This window comes from Planomonospora sp. ID82291 (assembly GCF_015711645.1).
GTDB lineage: Bacteria > Actinomycetota > Actinomycetes > Streptosporangiales > Streptosporangiaceae > Planomonospora.
The window spans coordinates 560074-579711 of the sequence record NZ_JABTEX010000003.1 but is presented as its reverse complement, the minus strand read 5'-3'; the positions used below and the strand labels follow the sequence as shown (position 1 = coordinate 579711).

General features: G+C 72.9%; 16 protein-coding genes. 10 read left to right on the top strand and 6 right to left on the bottom strand.

From position 1 onward, the window contains the following. The first annotated feature begins 3 nt into the window (after nt 1–3). Both HS045_RS21835 and HS045_RS21830 read left to right on the top strand, forming a co-directional pair. Nucleotides 4–441, top strand: coding sequence for a hypothetical protein (locus tag HS045_RS21835; protein ID WP_196453296.1), 438 nt, complete (start codon nt 4–6; stop codon nt 439–441). Next, nucleotides 438–1976: an FHA domain-containing protein gene (locus HS045_RS21830; protein WP_196453295.1), complete on the top strand. Its 1539-nt coding sequence runs from the start codon at nt 438–440 to the stop codon at nt 1974–1976. The genes HS045_RS21835 and HS045_RS21830 overlap by 4 nt, the downstream gene beginning before the upstream one ends. A gap of 63 nt (nt 1977–2039) precedes the next feature. On the opposite strand, the gene HS045_RS21825 is transcribed toward HS045_RS21830, so the two are convergent. Continuing rightward, nucleotides 2040–4040, bottom strand: a complete 2001-nt coding sequence (locus tag HS045_RS21825) for a cation:proton antiporter (protein ID WP_230884691.1) — start codon at nt 4038–4040, stop codon at nt 2040–2042. A 126-nt stretch (nt 4041–4166) separates the two neighbouring features. Here HS045_RS21825 and HS045_RS21820 point away from each other — a divergent pair, with 126 nt between their 5' ends. From HS045_RS21820 to HS045_RS21810, 3 genes are all read left to right on the top strand, one after another. Next, on the top strand, nt 4167–4955 hold the full coding sequence (locus HS045_RS21820; protein WP_196453293.1) for a serine/threonine-protein kinase: 789 nt from the start codon (nt 4167–4169) through the stop codon (nt 4953–4955). 108 nt (nt 4956–5063) lie between these two features. After that, nucleotides 5064–5981: a carbohydrate kinase family protein gene (locus HS045_RS21815; protein WP_196453292.1), complete on the top strand. Its 918-nt coding sequence runs from the start codon at nt 5064–5066 to the stop codon at nt 5979–5981. Between the two features lie 22 nt (nt 5982–6003). Then, nucleotides 6004–7239 carry an aminotransferase class III-fold pyridoxal phosphate-dependent enzyme gene (locus tag HS045_RS21810; protein ID WP_196453291.1) on the top strand — a complete coding sequence of 412 codons (1236 nt, stop codon included), beginning with the start codon at nt 6004–6006 and terminating at the stop codon, nt 7237–7239. 17 nt (nt 7240–7256) lie between these two features. Here HS045_RS21810 and HS045_RS21805 read toward each other — a convergent pair whose 3' ends face one another. Continuing rightward, nucleotides 7257–7799, bottom strand: coding sequence for a hypothetical protein (locus HS045_RS21805; protein WP_196453290.1), 543 nt, complete (start codon nt 7797–7799; stop codon nt 7257–7259). 327 nt (nt 7800–8126) lie between these two features. Then, nucleotides 8127–9257 (bottom strand): GNAT family N-acetyltransferase, encoded by a 1131-nt coding sequence (locus tag HS045_RS21800; RefSeq protein WP_307827640.1) that lies wholly within the window; start codon nt 9255–9257, stop codon nt 8127–8129. A 132-nt stretch (nt 9258–9389) separates the two neighbouring features. Between HS045_RS21800 and HS045_RS21795 the strand changes: the two genes are divergently transcribed. The 3 genes from HS045_RS21795 to HS045_RS21785 all read left to right on the top strand — a co-directional run bounded on the left by HS045_RS21795 (nt 9390) and on the right by HS045_RS21785 (nt 14061). Beyond that, the gene (locus tag HS045_RS21795; protein ID WP_196453289.1) at nt 9390–10256 is read left to right on the top strand and encodes a tRNA (adenine-N1)-methyltransferase; all 867 of its coding nucleotides are present in this window, start codon (nt 9390–9392) and stop codon (nt 10254–10256) included. Nucleotides 10257–10530: 274 nt separating this feature from the next. Continuing rightward, nucleotides 10531–12294 carry a proteasome ATPase gene (gene arc, locus HS045_RS21790; RefSeq protein ID WP_196453288.1) on the top strand — a complete coding sequence of 588 codons (1764 nt, stop codon included), beginning with the start codon at nt 10531–10533 and terminating at the stop codon, nt 12292–12294. Nucleotides 12295–12633: 339 nt separating this feature from the next. Next, the gene (locus tag HS045_RS21785) at nt 12634–14061 is read left to right on the top strand and encodes a DUF2252 domain-containing protein (RefSeq protein ID WP_196453287.1); all 1428 of its coding nucleotides are present in this window, start codon (nt 12634–12636) and stop codon (nt 14059–14061) included. Here the strand turns inward: HS045_RS21785 and HS045_RS21780 are convergent. The 3 genes from HS045_RS21780 to HS045_RS21770 are packed head-to-tail and all read right to left on the bottom strand — an operon-like array spanning nt 14033 to nt 16954. Next, nucleotides 14033–14830 carry an ABC transporter ATP-binding protein gene (locus tag HS045_RS21780; protein ID WP_196453286.1) on the bottom strand — a complete coding sequence of 266 codons (798 nt, stop codon included), beginning with the start codon at nt 14828–14830 and terminating at the stop codon, nt 14033–14035. The genes HS045_RS21785 and HS045_RS21780 overlap by 29 nt on opposite strands. Continuing rightward, a complete protein-coding gene (locus tag HS045_RS21775) occupies nt 14827–15930 on the bottom strand; it encodes an iron ABC transporter permease (RefSeq protein WP_196453285.1) in 1104 nt (367 codons plus the stop codon). Before HS045_RS21775 ends, HS045_RS21780 begins: the two co-directional genes overlap by 4 nt. Further along, nucleotides 15920–16954 carry an ABC transporter substrate-binding protein gene (locus HS045_RS21770; RefSeq protein WP_196453284.1) on the bottom strand — a complete coding sequence of 345 codons (1035 nt, stop codon included), beginning with the start codon at nt 16952–16954 and terminating at the stop codon, nt 15920–15922. The genes HS045_RS21775 and HS045_RS21770 overlap by 11 nt, the downstream gene beginning before the upstream one ends. An 85-nt stretch (nt 16955–17039) precedes the next feature. Between HS045_RS21770 and HS045_RS21765 the strand changes: the two genes are divergently transcribed. Both HS045_RS21765 and HS045_RS21760 read left to right on the top strand, forming a co-directional pair. Then, nucleotides 17040–18317, top strand: a complete 1278-nt coding sequence (locus HS045_RS21765) for an MFS transporter (RefSeq protein ID WP_374191404.1) — start codon at nt 17040–17042, stop codon at nt 18315–18317. A gap of 82 nt (nt 18318–18399) precedes the next feature. After that, a complete protein-coding gene (locus HS045_RS21760) occupies nt 18400–19560 on the top strand; it encodes an acyltransferase (protein WP_196453283.1) in 1161 nt (386 codons plus the stop codon). Nucleotides 19561–19638: the final 78 nt, after the last annotated feature.

The window sequence follows — 19638 nt, the reverse complement described above, 5'->3', positions numbered from 1 at the left end:
CTCATGGTTCCGACGTTGACGGGGCGCATCCAGACGCGTCTCTTCCTGCTCGCCACGGTGGGCGTGGTCGTCACCTTGCTGATCATGCCGCTGCTGCCGGGCACGGGGGCGCCGCTCGGCGACCGCTACGTCACCGGGCTGCTCGTCCTGGCGGCGGTGGGGGCGCTGGGGATCGCCTGGGAGCTGCTCTACCACTTCCTCATGCAGTTCCGGTGGGAGAAGGACTGGCCGACCCTGTTCGGGCTGCTCACCCTCATTCCCGAGGGCCTTGTACTGTACTTTTTGCTACGGTCTGGTGCGATTGATGTCATCGGGCCGATTCCAGCGGGCACCTTCTGGACGCACTTCACCGTGGTCTGGGTATGCATGTGGCTGGTGGCGAACGGGCCGATGCGCGTGCCGTTCATCCGGTGGCGTTTCCGGGGAGGGAGAGTTCTGTGACCGACCAGGGCTTCGGAGCGGTGCGTCCGCTGCCGGGCAACGGGCTGGTGGCCCATGTGGGCGGCCTGCTGCTGGTGTGCGACGCGGCCGAGGCCGTCATGGAGGACCTGCTGAGGGCGCTGCGGGAGACCGCGGCCTCGGGTGGCGACGGGCGGGCGCTGGCCCGCCGGGTCGCCCAGGTGCTGGCCGCCATGATGGGCGAGCCCGTGGCGTGCGCCGTGGCCGGGCCCGTGCCCGAGGGCGTGGCCGTGCTGGTCAGCGGCCCCGCGTCGGCGTCGGTCACCGGTTCCGCCGGTGAGGTCCGGCTCGCCGGGCGTGACGCGCTCACCTGGTCCGACCGGCTGGTTCCGGGCCCGGTCACCCGGGTCGAGCTGCGCCTGCCCGAGGCGGGCGCGGCGCAGCGGCTCACCCGGCTGGACGGCGGCGTGGTCGTCGGCGGCGGTGTCGAGTGCGACCCGTCGGCGGCGGGCGCGACCCCGCCGCTCCCCGCGCCGCAGGCCCGGTCCGCGGACTCCGCGCCGCGGGCGCCGGAGCTCCGGACGCCGGAGCCGGCCCCGATGATGATGGAGCCGGCCCCGGTGACGCCGCCTCCGGTGGAGGCGCCCGTCGTGCTCCCCGCCGCGCACTCCGACTGGTCGCCGTTCTCCTCGGAGCCCTCCGCGGCCTCCGCGGTCCCCGCGCCCTCCGAGTGGTCCGCCCCGCCGGCGGAGGCCGCGCCGCCCGCGCAGCCCGCACCGCCGTACCCGATGGGTCCTCCGCCGACCCCGCAGGACCACTACGCGCAGCCTCCCCTCCCGCCGGCGGAGCCGCAGGTCCCCGCCCACCCGTGGGACTCCGGGCCGATGCCGTCGGTCCCCGCGCAGGGGCAGGGTCCCCTCTCCGGCCCGGCCTTCGCCTCGCAGGAGGACATGGAGACCGCCCGGGCGAACGGGATGGGCGGCGACCCCCTCGGCCCGGGCGACCTGCGCAACGAGTCGTTCGAGTACGAACTGCTGACCCCCGGCGGCCCGCCGGGCTCGCCGGACCTCCTGCCGCCCGCGGCGCCCGAGCCGGAGTCGCGGCCGCTGGTCCACGGCGTGGACTGCAAGAACGACCACTTCAACGACCCCCGGGTGCCCTACTGCGCGGTCTGCGGCATCGCCCTGGTGCAGCGCACGCTCGTCCCCTACAAGGGGCCGCGCCCGCCGCTGGGCGTGCTCCTGCTGGACGACGGCATGACGCTCCGCCTCGACGCCGACTACCTGCTCGGCCGCGACCCGGAGCGGGCCCCGGAGGTCGCCGACGGCGCGGTCCGCCCGGCCAAGGTCACCAGCCCCGACGGCTCGGTCTCCCGCCGGCACCTGCGGGTGGCGCTGGACGGCTGGGACGTCAACCTGATCGACCTGGGCTCGGTCAACGGGACCCAGATCCAGCCGCCCGGCGACCCGAACTTCTACGACATCCCGCCGAACGAGCCGGTCACGATCATGCCCGGCACGACCGTGCGGATCGGCGTCTCGCGCACCATGCGCTACGAGTCGCACCGCAACCGGTAGGCGGAGCGCCTCCGGGCACGGCGCGGGGTACGGCGCACGCCGTACCCCGCGCCGTGCCCGCCCTCAGCCTCGCGGCGCCGGAGCGCGCAGGGCCGAGACGGCGGCGGCCCAGTCGACGGGGTCGGGGTCCTGCTCGGCCCGGACCAGCAGGTGCACGCCGTCCGGCACGGTCCCCGTGTCGGGAGCCACGACCAGGGCGCCGGGCGGGACCTCGCCCGCGGTGGCCGCCACGCCGAGCCGGGACAGCCGCTGGGCCAGCGCGGCGGCCCGCCCGCCGCCGGAGACGACCAGCGGGCGGTCGCCGAGCATCGCGAGGACGAGCGCCACGTGGGCCGCGGCGTCCGAGCCGCCGGAGCCTCCGGAGCCGCGGTGGAGCGCGACCGGCCCGGTCCCGGGGAGGGCGGCCTCCGGTTCGCCGGGGGAGAGCACCGTCACCACCCGGCACGTCGCGGCGGCGTGCACCTCGGCGTGTCCCGACACGTCCGCCGGCAGCACCAGCAGGTCCGGCCGGGCGCCGGTCACCACCTCGGGCAGCTCGGCGGCCGTGTCGGCGGCGAACCGGCTCACCACCCTCGCCTCGGGGCCCCGCGCGCGGGCGGCGGCGGCCAGCGCCTCCAGCTCGTGGAGGACCTCGGCCATCTCGGCGAGCTCGGACGACAGGCCGGTGCCGACCTCCAGCCGTTCCCGGGGGTAGGGGCGCAGATGGGTCAGGGCCACCTCGGAGGGGGAGGCGGCCTGCGCCAGGGCGGTGGCCAGGTCCACCAGCGGGCGCTGTGCGCCGGGCGGATCGGGGACGACGGCCAGCACCCGGTGCGCGGCCGTCTCCCCGAGTGCGGTGCGCTCGGCCTCGGCGATGTCGCGGGCGACGCGCCGGTCGGAGTAGACCCGGCGCAGCAGCGGGCCGGTCATCCCGGTGGTGACCAGGGCCATCACCACCATCAGCGAGTACAGCTCGTTGTCGAGCACGCCCTTCTGCAGGCCGACGGTGAGGATGACGATCTCGGTCAGCCCCCGGGTGTTCAGCAGGGTGGCCAGCGCCCACGACTGCCGCCCGGCCACCCCCGCGGCCCGCGCCGCGGCGTACGAGCCCAGCAGCTTGCCGCCGATCGCCACCGCCAGGATCGCGGCCAGCGTGCCCAGACTGGACAGGTCCAGCGCGCGCAGGTTCACGTTGAGTCCGGCCACCACGAAGAACACCGGCAGCAGCAGCAGGACGGCGAGCTGCTCCAGCCGCTCCAGGATCTCGTGGTTGAGCCGCTCGGCGCCCTCCCGCGGCATCACCGCGCCGAACAGGAACGCCCCGAAGATGAAGTGCACGTGCATCCACTCGGTGGCCCAGGCCGAGCCGATCAGGCCCAGGAGCACCACCGAGAGCAGGCCCGGCGTCAGCCGCCCCGCCCGCTCGTAGGCCGGCACCAGCCGGGCCAGCAGCGGACGCGCCACCAGGAACATGGCCAGCGCGTACGGCAGCGCGAGCAGGACCTTCCACTGTCCCTCGGCGTCTCCGGCCCCGGCGACGGCCACGACCACGGCGAGCACGGTCCAGGCGAGCACGTCGATCACGGCGGCGGCGGCCAGCGACAGGCCGCCGAGGGTGATGCGCTGCATCCCGCGGTCGGTCAGGATGCGGGCCAGCACGGGGAACGCGGTGGCGGCCATCGCCGCGCCCATGAACAGCACGAAGGGCAGGGTCCTGTCCCCGCCGACGTGGTCGGCGGCGATGGCGAGGGCGAGCGCACAGCCCAGCACGAACGGCAGCACCGTGGAACCGAGCGCGACGGTCACCGCGATCCGGCCCTTGCCCCGGACCAGCTTCTGGTCCAGCTCCAGGCCGACGACGAACATGAACAGCACCAGCCCGACGTTGGCCAGGGCCTGCAGCGGGGGCTTCATCTCCGGGCCGAACAGCTCGTCGCCGAGGAGCGGGCCGAGCAGGGTGGGGCCGAGCAGGATGCCGGCCAGGATCTCGCCGACGACCGGCGGCTGGCCGAGCCGTCCGGCCAGGGCGCCCAGGAGCCTCGCCGCGGACAGGACGATCACCAGATCGAGCAGGAGGAGGTCCATGTGGAGCACAGGCGAGCACGCTTCCCGTAGGTCATGAAAAGCCCCGACAATGACCAGGGCGACGTTACCGTCTGGCGGAGGTCGCCGCGAGGGTCGCGTGAGACGGGGCATGGAGGGGAGACAGCGGTGGAAGGCATCGCCGACTACGAGTTCGTCCGGTCGCTGGGAGCGGGCAACCACGGCGAGTTCTATCTCGCCCGGAGACCGGCGCGGCTGCCGGTGGAGGCCGAGTTCGTCGCGGTGAAGGTGCTGGGGGGGACCGGGACCGACGCGTTCCGGCGGGCCACCCGGGAGTTGAAGGCGTTCGCCGCGGTGCGCTCGCCGTACCTGGTGACGCTCTACGACGCGGGCCGGCAGGGCGGGGCGTTCTACTACTCGATGGAGTACCTGCCCGGCGGGTCGCTGGGCCGCCCGGCCGAGGCGCCCTCCCGGGACCGGGCGCTGCGCGCCGTCGCCTGCGTCGCGCACGCCGCGCAGGCGCTGCACGAGGAGGGGATCGTGCACCGGGACATCACCCCCGGCAACGTGCTCCTCACCGATCTCGGCGGCAAGCTGTCCGACCTGGGCCTGTCGCAGGTGCTGGCGCCGGGCGCGACGGTGACCGGGATGGGCGGGATCGGGTCGGTGGAGTTCACCGACCCGGCGCTGCTGCGCGGGGACCGGCCCACGCCGGCCGGGGACGTCTGGTCGCTCGGCGCGACGCTCCACTGGGCGGCGACCGGCGCCGGGCTCTACGGCGAGCTGCCCGTCCACGATCCGCTGCTGACCCTGCGGAAGATCAACAGCACCCCGCCCGCGGTCCGCGGCGACCTGGAGCCGGAGCTGGCCGACCTGGTGGGCTCCTGCATCGGGGACGCGGCCGGGCGGCCCACGGCCAGAGGGCTGGCCGACCGCCTCTACGCCCTGCTCTCCTGAGCTCTGCGCCGGGCCGCGGGCGGACCGGAGGCGGCGGATCCGTTGACAGCGTGTCCGGGAGGACGTCTATCATCCGCTCAGGCGCGCAAAACATGAGGAGGGCTCGCCATGGCCGTCGTCACTCTCGGGGTGCACATCGTGGACGTCCTGGCCCGGCCGGTGGAGTCCATCCCCGCGGGGCAGGACACCCACCTGCTGGAGCAGATCCGCATCACCGCGGCCGGCGCGGCGGCCGGCACCGCCGTCGACCTGGCCAAGCTGGGCGTCCCGGTCGCCTCCGCCGGCGCGGTCGGCGACGACGAGCTGGGCGACTTCCTGCTGATGGTGATGGGGCGGCACGGGGTGGACGTGGCCGGGATCGTCCGCAGGCCCGGCGAGCAGACCGCCGCCTCGATCCTGCCGATCCGCCCGGACGGCGGACGCCCCTCCTTCCACGTGCCCGGCGCCAACCTGGGCCTGTCGGCGGCCGACGTGGACCCGGAGCGGCTGCGGGCGGCCCGGGTCCTGCACCTGGGCGGCATGGACGTGACCTGGGGCCTGCACGATCCCGCCTTCCTCGCCCTGCTGGACGAGGTGCGGGCGGCGGGGACGGTCGTCACGATGGACCTGCTGTCCAACATGCCCGACCTGGTGCTCGGCGCGAAGGTCTTCCTGCCGCACATCGACTACGTGCTGCCCAACGAGGAGCAGGCGCTGATGATGAGCGGCCGGGCCGGGGTCGAGGAGGCCGCCGCCGCGCTGCTGGCCGAGGGGCCGCGCGGGGTGCTGGTCACGCTGGGCGGCGCGGGCAGCCTCGTCGCCACCGCCGCGGAGACCGTCCGGCTGCCCGCGCTCGACGTCGCGGTGGTCGACACCACCGGCTGCGGCGACGCCTACTGCGCCGGGTTCATCGCGGGACTGGCCGGCGGGCGCGCGGTCCTGGACGCCGCCCGGCTCGGCACCGCGGTCGCCGCCCGGGTCGCCGGCGGCCTGGGCTCCGACGCGGGCCTCGACGATCTCGGCGGGCTCGACCTGCCCCGGTTCTGACGCGAAAGGGATGTTTCCTGAGATGTCGATCGACGCGAAGCTCCGTGAACGGGCCGCCCGGGTCGTGCCCGGCGGCATGTACGGCCACCTCAACGCGGCCCTGCACGGTTCCGGGTACCCGCAGTTCTTCGTGCGCGGCGAGGGCTGCCGCCAGTTCGACGCCGACGGCCGGGAGTACGTCGACCTGATGTGCTCCTGGGGGCCCATCATCCTCGGCCACCGCCACCCGGCCGTGGAGGCCGCCGTGGCGGCCCGGCTCGCCGAGGGCGACTGCCTCAACGGCCCCGGCCCGGTCTACGTGGAGCTCGCCGAGCTGATGGTGGAGACCATTCCGCAGGCCGACTGGGTGATGTTCTCCAAGAACGGCACCGACGCCACCACCCAGGCGCTGATGGTGGCCCGCGCGGCCACCGGCCGGGCCAAGGTCCTCGTCGCCCACGGCTCCTACCACGGGGCCGACCCCTGGTGCACGCCGAGTACGGCGGGCACCACCCCCGCCGACCGGGCCGACCTGGTCGAGTACACCTACAACGACCCGGCCAGTGCCGAGGCCGCCGCGGCGCGGGCCGAGGGGCCGGACGGCTCCGACGTCGCCGCGATCATCGTCACGCCGTTCAAGCACGACTCCTTCGAGGACCAGGAGCTCGCCGCGCCGGAGTTCGCCCGCGGACTGCGGGCGCTGGCCGACCGGCTCGGCGCCGCCCTGGTCGTCGACGACGTGCGCGGCGGCTGGCGGCTGGACCTCGGCGGCTCCTGGGAGCCCCTGGGCGTCCGCCCCGACCTGTACGCCTTCAGCAAGGCCATGGCCAACGGCCACCCGATCGCGGCCGTCACCGGGGTGGACGCCCTGCGGGACGCCGCCCAGACGATCTACTCGACCGGCTCGTTCTGGTTCAACGCCGCCCCGATGGCCGCCGCGAAGGCGACCATCGAGACCCTGCACGCCATCGACGGCGTCGCGCTGATGGAGCGGGCCGGCACCCGGCTGCGGGACGGCCTGGCCGCGCAGGCCGCCGCCCACGGCTTCACGGTCAACCAGACCGGCCCGGTCCAGATCCCGTGGCTCTCCTTCGCGGGCGACGCGACCCTGGAGAAGGGCATGTTCTGGTCCTCGGCCTGCCTGGAGGAGGGCGTCTACCTCCACCCCTGGCACAACTGGTTCGTCTCGGCCGCCCACACCGACGCGGACATCGACCGGGCCCTGCAGGGCACCGACGCGGCGTTCGCCAAGCTCAGGGCGAGGTTCGGCGCGGACTGAGCGCCGCCTCCCGGCCGTCAGGAGAGCCGGGTGAACGCGTGCACCGAGCGGAGCATCCGGACGGCGGCCGCGAATCCCTGGGCCGCCTCCATCGCGCGCCCGGCGGCGGTCGCGAAGCGCACCAGCAGGTCCTCGTCCCGGTGGTCGAAGCCTCGCCCGGCCACCCACAGGTACGCCTGGCCCCGGGAGGCCAGCGGCACCGGGACGGCCAGGAACCCGGGCTGGCCCGTGCGCTCCTCCCGGGGCAGGCGGAGCGGGTCGGAGCGGGCCGCCAGGGTCGTGAGCACCGTGCCGTCGCGCAGCCACCGCCGGACCGCCAGCGGGTCGCCGGGCGGCGCGTGCACGTGGACCGGCCGGGCGCGCTCCGCCACCGGGTCGACCTCGACCAGCCCGGCGTAGCCGGCCGAGCACACCGCCGCGGCGGTCGCCACCACCTGCTCGACGAGACGACCCTCGCCGGGCCCGGCGAAGGACTCGATCAGACCGCGCAGGCGGTCTCCGGACCCGCCGTGCGGAAGGACGGAGCCGGCGGCCGGCCCGATCTGCTGGATGGTGCTCATCCCTTTCCCCTCTCTTCGTGGAGCCGGGTGCCCGCGCCGGGGCGGCGGGCGGGGTAGCGATTCGGAGTATCACCCCCAGAACACGGCTTGACCAGCCCTTGATGACTCATATGGGGTGAATGGGACGGGCGAATCCCCGGTGCCGCCAGGGGAGCCGGTGAACCCGGTGACCGGGAGGAGCCCCTGGAGGCGGTCGGCGGCGACAGGAGGGTCCCGGAGACCGCGGGCGGGCCGCCGGAGAGGACGGCGGGCGCGGCCCGCGTCACCGGGAGCGGGCCGCCGGAGGGCTGCCGGGGACTACTGGGGACTACTGGGGACTACTGGGGACTACTGGGGACTACTGGGGACTGCCGGGGACTGCCGGGGACGCAGCCGGTACCACTGGAGGTCGTCGCGGCGGCTGCCGTCCGGGGCGGGCAGCAGCCCGTGCAGCAGCGCCTCCCGCGCGAAGCCCGCCTTCTCCAGCACGCGCTGCGAGGCGGTGTTGTCCGGCGCGGTGCCGGCCACCACGCGGGCCACCGGGGTGTGCGTGAAGGCCCAGCCGACCAGCAGCTCCACCGCGCGGGTGGCGAACCCCCGGCCGCGGAACTCCGGCAGCATGCTGTAGCCGACCATGGCCTGGCCCAGCGGCGGGACGATGTTGCCGAGCTGGACGTGCCCGGCGAACGCGCCGTCGGCGGCGTCGCGGATGGCGGCCTCCACCCGGGTGCCCGTGAGCCAGTGCATGCCCGCCTCGCGGCAGAACGCCTCGCTCTCCTCCGGATCGAGGGGCTCCGGCGGGACGTGGTGCGCCACGGTGTCGGGCAGGGTCTGCAGCGCGTGGTAGTCGTCGGCGTCCTCGGTGGTCAGCGGCGTCAGCCGTACCGCGCCGTCGGTCAGCGACCCGCCGGGGAAGGGCGGCAGGTACGGGGGCGTCCGCTCACCGGAGTCGGTGCTCAGCCGGGCGAACGACACCAGGTCGCCGCGGGTGCCGTCGCGCCGGGCCTCGGCCGCGCGCTGGACGCCCTCGTAGCGGAAGCCGGAGGCGAGCGCCACCCGCTGGCTGGCCAGGTTCTCCACGTCGGCCAACAGCTCCATGCGGTCCACCCCGCGGGCGAAGGCCCACCCGGTCAGCGCCCGGGTGGCGGCCGTGGCCACCCCCCGGCCCCGGGCCCAGGGCGCGATCAGGTAGCCGATCTCGCCGTTGCCGCGCGGGTCGAGCGCCTTGAGGCCGATGTTGCCCAGCCACTCGCCGGTGGCGGGGTCGGCGACGGCGAAGGACGCGCCGCCCGCCTCCCAGAGCCGTTCGGCCAGCGTGAGGTACTGGACGGCGTCGTCCCTGCCGTAGGGGACGGGCACGGTGGGGATGAACCGTATGATCTCGGGGTCGGCGCAGGCGCGGACCATCGGCTCGGCGTCGGAGCCGACGAGTCCGCGCAGGATCACGGGCCCGGCGGGGATCACGTCTCGGGTGAACACCCTCCAGTGCTATCAGGTGCCGGGGAGACGGGGCCAACCGGTTTCCCCGGCGGGCCCGGTCCCGGTCCGCGCGCCGTCCGGCGGGTCCCGGCCGGACCCGGCCACGGCCCGCGCGCCGATACCCTTGCGGGCATGGGTTTTCGCAGGCATGGGCCGTTTCAGGCCGGGGATCAGGTTCAGCTCACCGACCCCAAGAACAAGCGCCACACGGTGACGCTGAAGGAGGACGGGGTCTTCCACACGCACAAGGGGTTCATCCCGCACAGCGACCTGATCGGGCGGCCCGAGGGCTCGGTGGTCCGCTCCTCCGGCGGCACGCAGTACCTCGCCTTCCGCCACCTGCTGTCGGACTACACGCTCTCCATGCCGCGCGGCGCGGCGGTCATCTACCCCAAGGACTCCGCGCAGATCGTCGCGATGGCCGACGTCTTCCCGGGCGCCCGCGTGGTCGAGGCCGGCGTCGGCTCCGGCGCCCTGACCTGCTTCCTGCTGCGCGCGGTCGGCCCGGAGGGGAAGGTCACCTCCTACGAGCGCCGCGAGGACTTCGCCGAGGTCGCCACGAAGAACGTGGAGAAGTTCTACGGCGGGCCGATGGACCAGTGGCGCCTGGTCGTGGGCGACTTCGTCGGCTCGCTCGACGAGAGCGACGTCGACCGGGTCATCCTGGACATGCTCGCCCCGTGGGAGTGCGTGGACGCGGCGGCCAAGGCCCTCACGCCGGGCGGCGTCGTCTGCTGCTACGTGGCGACGACCACCCAGCTCTCCCGCACGGTCGAAACTTTGCGGGAACATGGAAGTTTCACCGAGCCCCATGCGTGGGAGACCCTGGTTCGCGACTGGCACGTCGAAGGGCTCGCCGTACGGCCCGACCACCGGATGGTCGGCCACACCGGTTTCCTCGTCACGGCCCGTCGCATGGCGGACGGGGTGACACCACCACCCCGGCGCAGGCGGCCGGCGAAGGGGGCGTATGGCGAGGAGTCCACGACCACGCCGTGACCCGCGCCGCGCGCCTCTCCCGGCCCTGCTCCGCGCCGTCCTCCGTGCTCCCGGCCGTGATCTCCACCACATGACGATTAGGCCACAACGGACGCCGGGCATGACACGGGAACAGAGTGACGTGTTCTTATGCTGACAGCGCTAAACGCTATATAAGGGATTAATCACTGTGCACTTAATGTAGTCATACGAATACCGCCCGGCCAGGTAACGGACAGCCCCCAGATGGGTAGGGTCTTGAGTAGTCGGTCTCGACTGGGAAGGAGGTGACGGCGTGGCAGCTCGCGACGACGCTGAGGCTCGAGCCGCGCAGCGCGAACGGGAGGTCGCCGACCTCACAACACAGGTCGCCTTCCTGCAGGAGGAGATCACCGCGCTGCGTCGGAAGCTGACGGAGTCTCCCCGGCAGGCCAGGGTCCTCGAAGAGCATCTCCACGAGGCACAGGCGAAACTAGCGGCCGTCACCGGCCACAACGAGCGGCTGGTCGCGACCATCAAGGAGGCCCGGGACCAGATCGTCGCGCTCAAGGAGGAGGTCGACCGGCTGGCGCAGCCGCCGTCCGGGTTCGGTGTCTTCCTGGAGGCCAGGGACGACGGCACGGTGGAGGTCTTCACCGGCGGGCGCAAGCTCCGCGTGAACGTCAGCCCGGCGGTGGACGCCGAGCAGCTGAAGCGCGGCCAGGAGGTCATGCTCAACGAGGCGCTCAACGTCGTCGAGGCCCTGGGCTTCGAGGACATCGGCGAGATCGTGATGCTCAAGGAGCTCCTGGAGGACGGCCGGCGCGCACTGGTCATCTCGCACGCCGACGAGGAGCGGGTGGTGAAGCTGGCCGAGTCGCTGCTCGACCAGCCGATCCGGGCCGGCGACTCCCTGCTGCTGGAGCCGCGCTCGGGCTACGTCTACGAGCGCATCCCCAAGTCCGAGGTCGAGGAGCTGGTCCTGGAGGAGGTGCCCGACATCTCCTACGAGGAGATCGGCGGGCTCATGCGGCAGATCGAGCAGATCAGGGACGCGATCGAGCTGCCCTACCTGCACGCCGACCTCTTCCGCGAGCACCGGCTCCGCCCGCCCAAGGGCGTGCTGCTGTACGGCCCGCCCGGCTGCGGCAAGACGCTCATCGCCAAGGCCGTGGCCAACTCCCTGGCCAAGCAGGTGGCGGAGAAGACCGGCCAGTCCGGCAAGAGCTTCTTCCTCAACATCAAGGGTCCCGAGCTCCTCAACAAGTACGTCGGCGAGACCGAGCGGCACATCCGCCTGGTCTTCCAGCGGGCCCGCGAGAAGGCCTCCGAGGGCACCCCGGTGATCGTGTTCTTCGACGAGATGGACTCGATCTTCCGGACCCGCGGCTCGGGCGTCTCCTCCGACGTCGAGAACACGATCGTCCCCCAGCTCCTCTCCGAGATCGACGGAGTCGAGGGCCTGGAGAACGTCATCGTCATCGGCGCCTCCAACCGCGAGGACATGATCGACCCGGCGATCCTGCGGCCCGGCCGCCTGGACGTCAAGATCAAGATCGAGCGGCCGGACGCCGAGGCGGCCAAGGACATCTTCTCGAAGTACCTCACGGCGGAGCTCCCGCTCCACCCCGAGGACCTCTCCGAGCACGGCGGCAGCCGGGAGGGAACCATCGCGGGCATGATCCAGCGGGTGGTCGAGCGGATGTACACCGAGAGCGAGGAGAACCGCTTCCTGGAGGTCACCTACGCCAACGGTGACAAGGAGGTCCTGTACTTCAAGGACTTCAACTCCGGCGCGATGATCCAGAACATCGTCGACCGGGCCAAGAAGATGGCGATCAAGCAGTTCCTGGAGACCCAGCAGAAGGGTCTGCGGATCAGCCACCTGCTGGCCGCCTGCGTGGACGAGTTCTCCGAGAACGAGGACCTGCCCAACACCACCAACCCCGACGACTGGGCCCGCATCTCCGGAAAGAAGGGCGAGCGGATCGTCTACATCCGCACCCTGGTCTCCGGCAAGCAGGGCACCGAGGCCGGCCGGTCCATCGACACGGTGGCCAACACCGGCCAGTACCTGTAGGCACGGCGTCCGCCGGCGGCGCGGCTCCCCACCCGGGGGCCGCGCCGTTCCGCGTCCGGCCGCGTCCGGGACCGCCTCCTCGCGCCGGTGCGCACGACGCGATACAGAGGCGTAAGCGGGCGCGGCGGCCGAACGCCCAACACAGGCGTAAGCGGGCGCGGCGGCCGAACGCCCAACACAGGCGTAAGCGGACGCGGAGGCCCAACACCCACCCGCCGTCCGGCCCCCGCGGGCGCCGGGCGCATGCTGGAGATGAGGACGGGACACGGGGAGACCCCCCGTTCGGTGGGGCTCTCCCGGTGTGGCCGGACGGCGCGGACCGGGTGGCAGGGAGACGCGATGGAGAGCCGCAAGGCGGTGTCCGCAGAGCGGGCCGCGGTGGGCAGGGCCGCCCGTAAGGCCGTTCCGCGCCGGGAGCACGCCGGATGGGTGCCGTCCCGCAACCGTCCCGACCCCGTCGCCCGGCTGTCGGCGCAGGAAGCCGGTCGGCTGCCCTGGCTGCTGCCCGTCCGGCACGCGCGGATGGCGGAGTCGCCGCTGGCCTTCTTCCGGGGGAGCGCGGCACTGATGGCCGCCGACCTCTCGTGCACTCCGGTCACCGGCTTCACCGTGCAGCTGTGCGGTGATGCGCACCTGGCGAACTTCGGGACGTTCGCCTCCCCCGAGCGCAGACAGGTCTTCGACGTCAGCGACTTCGACGAGACGCTGCCCGGTCCGTGGGAGTGGGACGTGAAGCGGCTGGCGGCCAGTTTCGTGCTCGCCGCGCGTGACAACGGCTGCGGGGACGCCGAAGGCCGCGAGGCGGCCGTGCGGTCGGTGACCGCCTACCAGCGGGCCATGGCGGGGTTCGCCTCCGCGGGTGTGCTGGACGTGTGGTACGCGCAGGTCTCGCTGCAAATGATCAAGGACAGGATCCCGCGCGGGAAGGAGCGCAGGCGGTTCGCCTCGGCTCAGGAGAGAGCGAGCAGGCGGACCAGCGGGCGTGTGCTGAGCAGGCTCACCGAGAGGGTCGGCGGGCGGCTGCGGATCAGAAGCGAACCGCCGCTGCTCGTCCCGCTGCGGGAGATGGGAGAGCACGGGGATCGGGCGGCGTTCCACCGTCAGGTGGAGGAGAGCTTCACCGGTTACCTGTCGTCGCTCTCAGGTGACCGGAGGCATCTGCTGTCGCGTTTCCGGATGGTCGACGTCGCGTTGAAGGTGGTGGGGGTGGGCAGCGTCGGCACGCGCTGCTTCCTCGTCCTGATGCAGGGACGTGAGCACGACGAACCACTCTTCTTGCAGGTCAAGGAGGCCGGTGCATCGGTGCTGGAGGCCCACCTGCCCGGCAGCGGGTTCTCCTGCGGAGGGCAGCGCGTCGTGGAGGGGCAGCGGTTGATGCAGGCGAGCGGTGACATCTTTCTCGGCTGGTCCCTGGCGGCTCCGCTGCGGGACCACTACTGGCGGCAGTTCCGCGACATGAAGGGGGCGGCCGACATTCCGGCGATGGGCCCGCAGCGGCTGAAGCGCTACGCCGGCGCGTGCGGCTGGACGCTGGCGCACGGCCACGCCCGCTCCGGTGACGCGACCGCGATCGCCGCCTACCTGGGAGCGGGCGACGCCTTCACGGAGGCGGTGGGGGACTTCGCCGTGGCATATGCGGACCAGGTACGGCGGGACCACGCGGCCTTCGTCGAAGCGCTGAGAAGCCACCGGTTGGAGCCCGCGTGGACGCCGCAAGCCGCCGACGGCATGGGCCGGCTCAGTCGGGCGGCGCGGCGACGGCGGTGATCGGCGCACCGGGGCGGGCGTAAGCGATGGCCAGGTTTCCCAGCGGGTCAGGAGCGACACGGGCCTCGACGTCGAAGACGTTCCGCAGCCGTTCGGGGGTGAGGACCTCCTCAGGGGTTCCGTCGGCGATGAGCGCGCCGCCGCTCATCAGGATCAGCCGGTCGCAGGAGCGGGCCGCCAGCGACAGGTCGTGCAGGGCCACCAGGACGGTCTGGTCGGTGCCGGCCAGCAGGTCCATCAGCGCGAGCTGGTGTTTGATGTCCAGGTGGTTGGTGGGCTCGTCGAGCAGGATGCACCAGGGCTGCTGAGCGAGGGCGCGTGCGATGTGGGCGCGCTGGCGTTCACCGCCGGAGAGGGTCTTCCACTCCCTGGTCCGCAGTCCGGCCAACTCAAGGCGCTCCAGCGCGGCGTCGATGACCCTCCGGTCGGTTCGGTCGAGGTCCTTCCACGGGCTTCGGAAAGGGATGCGGCCGAGCGCGACGACGTCGGCGACCCGCAGGTCGCTGTCGGCGTCGACGGACTGCTCGGCGAAGGCGACCCGCCGCGCGATCCGGCGGGCGCTCCAGCCGCGGATGTCGTGCCCGTCGTAGCGGATCACGCCCGCGGTGGGTTCGCGGAGTCCGGCGATGCACCGCAGCAGGGAGGATTTACCGGAGCCGTTGGGACCGATCAGCCCCACGGTCTGCCCGGATCGGATGCGCACGGTGACGTCCCGGACGATGGGCTTGCCCGGGACGCCCCAGGCGAGGCGCTCGACGTCGATGTTCACAGCTCACCTCGCCTGCGCAGGATCAGCAGGAACAGCGGAACGCCGAGGAGGGCCGTGAACACGCCGACCGGTACCTCCTGCGGGGCGAAGGCGACGCGGGCCAGCGCGTCGGTCCACACCAGGAAGATCGCGCCGGCCAGGGCGCTGAAGGGAAGCAGCACCCGGTGCAGCGGGCCGACCAGGAAACGCACGCCGTGGGGCACGATCAGGCCGACGAAGCCGACGGCGCCCACGCCGGCCACGGCCACCGCGGTGAGCAGCGCCGTGAGGCCCAGCAGCACGATGCGGGTCGTTCGCACGTCGATGCCCAGGGAGGAGGCCGTGTCGGTGCCGAAGGAGAACCCGTCCAGGGCGGTGGCGTACGGCCAGATGACGCACAATCCTGCGACGGTGACGACCGCGCTCGCGATCACCGCGTCCCATCGGGCCGAGGCCATCGAGCCGAGCAGCCAGTGGAGGATCGCGCGGGTGCTGTCGGCGTCCCCGGAGGCGATCATCACGAGTGCGGTGATCGCCGCGAAGAGCTCCGCGACGATGACGCCGGTCAGCACGATCCTCATGGAGCCCATGCCGCTGCGCCGCAGCAACACCATGAGCAGGGCGAACGAGAGCAGCGCGCCGGCGAACGCGCCGCCGGCCACCGAGAACGGGCCCGCGCCCAGCCCGAGGACGACGACGGCCACCGCGCCGGTGGACGCGCCGGAGGAGATGCCCAGCAGATAGGGGTCGGCCAGGCCGTTGCGGGTCACCGCCTGCAGCACCGCCCCGCACAGCGCGAGCGAGGCGCCCACCAGCGCCGCCAGGAGCACGCGGGGCACGCGCAGGTCCCAGACGAGCGAGTCGAGCAGGCCGGGCAGGGGGTCCACCGGCAGGCCCAGACGGGTTCCCAGGACGCGGCCCAGATCGGCATAGGTGATCTCAGAGGTGCCGATCAGCACCGAGACCGCCACGGAAGCGATCAGCAGCCCCGCCCCGGCCAGGAGCAGCACCGCGACGGACGCCCCTGGGCGGCCCGGCGGATCAGCGCGGACATCACCGGGTGGGGTGCGGTCTCTGGCGGCGGGGTGGAGGACCGACACATCGACGCCGTTAGCGGACATGACCGAGTTTCCGCAGTCCGTCGGCGAAGAGGCCGAGCGTGTTCACCGTGCGCACCGACGGGTCCATCTCGATTCCGGGAACCTGCACGATGCGGTTCTCCTTGACGGCGGTGAGCTTCGACATCGTCGGCTCCTCGCGCAGCATGGCCAGCTTCTCCGCCGCGCTGTCCCCCGCTGCTCCGCGCTCGGACAGATCGCCGATCACGATGATGTCCGGATCCCGCCTGGCGATCTCCTCCCAGGACACCTCGGGCCAGTCCTCGTCCACGTCGTCGAAGGCGTTGCGGACGCCGACCAGTTCGCTCATGGCACTGGGCATGCCGCCGTTGCCCGCGACGTACGGCAGACCGGCGTACACCGAGTACAGCCAGACGACCGTGGGCTCGCCGGTCACGCTGGAGCGCACGTCGGCGGCCCGGTCGAGGGCCTGGCGCTGTTCGGCGATCAGTTTCGCGGCCCGGTCCTCGACCCGGAAGATCCGGCCCAGGTTCTCGTAGTCGCGCAGCAGCAGGTCGAACGGGGTGCGGCCGGACCCGCCGCCCTCCGGGCAGTCGACCGCGCTCACGTAGGACGGCAGCCCCAGCCGGCGCAGTTCCTCGCGGGTGCCGACGCGGTCCTTGGTGTACAGATCGGTGAAGGAGGAGACGACCAGATCCGGGGTGGCCGCACGGAGCTGCTCGGCGGTGAGGAGCTTCGGGTTGAGCACGGGGACGGTGCCGTAGGCGCTCTGGTACTGCGCCGCCACCTTGGTCTTGAGGTTGGAGGTTCCGGCCATGCGGTCCTGAAGCCCCAGCGCCAGCAGGGTTTCGGTCGAGGACTGGTCCAGCGTGACCACCCGCTGCGGAGGGCGGGCGAACGAGAGGTCGTGACCGCAGCTCTCCACCTTCACCGGCGCGGCGGAAGCGGCCGATGCGGGAGCCGTGGGAGAGGCCGGGGACGCCGGACCGGCGCCGCAGCCGGCCGTCGTGAGCGCCAGCAGAAGCCCGGCGAGAGCAGCGGTACGGGGTTTAGGGGAGATCCTCATGGAACGCAAATGATAGTGGTTTTCACTATCATGTTGTCGAATCCGCCCCAGCGCCCGACCTGAACTCGTCCGGAGGACACCCCCTGTGATCACACCGACGCCCATCGCTTCGGACGCCGCCCACCCGCCACCGCGCTCCATCCTGCGCGAGCGGCGATTCGTCCGGTTGTGGTGCGGCACCACCGCCTCCGGCCTGGCGACCTGGGCGCTGCCGTTCATCCTCGGGCTGGCCGTGCTGGACCGCTCGCTCACCGCCGCCGGCCTCGGAATCGTCCTGGCCGCCCGCACCGTGGGCTTCCTCGTCGCGGTGCCCGTCGCCGGGGTCCTGGCCGACCGGTACTCGCGCCGGGCCGTCGTCCTGTGGGCCGGCCTGGCCGCCGCCCTGGCCACCCCGCTCATCGCGCTGGGCCTTGGCCGCTCGGTCCTGCTCATGAGCGCCGCGGCGGCGGTCGTCGGCGCCGGTCAGGGCGCGTGCCGGCCGGCCTTCCAGGCGCTCACCGCCGAGGTGGTCGACGCCGGCCGGCGCCGGCAGGCCAATGCCGCCCTCACCCTGGCGGTGCGCGTCACGACCTTGGTCGCGCCGACGGCCACCGCACTGGCGGCGGTCGTACTGGACACCTGGACGCTGCTGGTCGGCACCGGCCTGCTGTGGCTGATCGCCGCGCTGCTGCCGTCCCGGAGCCTGCGGGCCCCCGCGCCCGCGGCCGACAGGGCGTCACTGCTGAAGGAGTTCGGCGAGGGCGTGCGCGAGGCACGGCGGCATCCGTGGTTCCTGGCCGGCCTGGCCGCGCTGGCCGCCGTCATCTTCACCGGATACTCCGCCACCGGGGTGGCGCTCCCGCTGGTCAGCCGCGACCGCTACGGGACCGAGGCGGTTCTCGCGGCGGCCCTGACCGCCTACACCCTCGGCGCGCTCGCCGGAGCCGTCCTCGTGGCCCGGTGGAGGCCGCGCGCCCAGGGGTGGGCCGCGCTGGCCGGTCTGGCGCTGTACGGGTTCGCGCCGCTCAGCCTGCTCCTGCCGGTCCACCCGGCGGCGGTGTTCGCCGCCTACGCGATCGCCGGACTGGGCATCGAGTTGTTCAACGTGCCCTGGTTCACCGCCACCCAGCGCGAGGTCGAGCCGCGTCTGCTGGCCCGGGTGTCCTCGCTGGACTTCCTCGTCTCCTACGGCCTGGCCCCCGTCGGCCTGGCCTTCCTCGCCCCGGCCGTCGACGCCTTCGGCCTGCGGCCGGTACTGGCCGTCTGCGCTCTGGTGTGCTTTTCGGCGCCCGTCGCGGCCGCCCTGGTCCCCACCAGCCGGAACTTCTCCCGCCGGGAGAGGCGAACATCGCCTGGTGTGGCCCTGGTGACGCCGACTGAGTAAAAGTAAAAATCCACCCCAGGGAACCCAAAGGGTCGGTATGTCGTCCAAGGGGCGTGCGTGAACATTCCGGACCGGTCGTCCGTTGACCGGCGCGGGGTCCCGCGGAGCGGCACGGGGAAGCGGCCGCCTCGTCGAGCTGGACCTCCTGCGTTTCGTCGCCGCCCTGGCGGTGCTGGCCTTCCACTACTTCATCGCGTTCCGCTCGGTGTGGGGAGAGGTGCCGGCCGAGCTCTTCCCGGCGATCTCCACGGTCTCCGGGCTCGGCATCCTCGGCGTCGAGCTGTTCTTCATGATCAGCGGATTCGTCATCCTGATGAGCATCTGGGGGCGCGGGCTCGGCGCGTTCGCGCTCTCCCGCCTCGTGCGGCTCTACCCGGCCTACTGGATCAGCGTCGGCGTCACCGCCGCGCTGTACGGCCTGACCGCCGCCACGGCGCTGGACCCCAAGCTGGGCCCGGGGGAGTACCTGACGAACCTGACCATGCTCCAGCGCCTGTTCGAGGTCACCGACGCCACCGGCGTCTACTGGTCGCTCTGGGTCGAACTCCGCTTCTACCTGCTCATCTCCGTGCTCGTGGTCGTCGGGGCGACGCTGGGCCGCTGCCTGGTCTTCATGGGCGTCTGGCTGGCCGCCGCGGGCGTCTCCGCCTTCGCGGGCATCGAGAACCACTGGGTCGACCTGATCGTGATGCCCAAGTACGCGGCCTACTTCGTCGGCGGCATGTCCTTCTACCTCATGACCCGGTACGGTCCCCGCCTCGTGCTGTGGTGCACGGCCGGCATCAGCGGCGGACTGGCCGTCGACGCCGCCCTGAACCGCGTGCACGGCCGGATCGACCTGGTCGGCTACGCCGCGATGCCGGTGCCCGACTGGGCGATCGTCGCGACCGTGGTGACCTTCTACGCGCTGATGGCCATGGTGGCCCTGGGCGGGCTGGGATGGCTGCGCGGGCGCGGCCTGGTCGTCCTGGGCGCGATCACCTACCCGGTCTACCTGTTCCACACCGCCGGGGCCGTCCTGATCGTCCCCGCGCTGCGCGACGCGCTGCCGCCCTGGCTGACCGCCCTCGTCACGGTCCTGGCCACGATGGCCTTCTCCTACGCGGTCCACCGGGTGGCCGAGCGGCCCGTCCAGGAGTTCGTGAAGGCCCGCCGGCGGCGCCGCGCCGCCGCCTCCCTCCTGGTCCCCGCCGAGCCCTCGCCGGAGGTCGCGCCGCTGGACCGAAAGGCCTCGGTGCCATAACTGTCCAAGCGCTGGGCATAGTGAAGGGTCTAGGCTCGGGGATATATACGGCGGACACGACAGCCCCGGATGAACAGA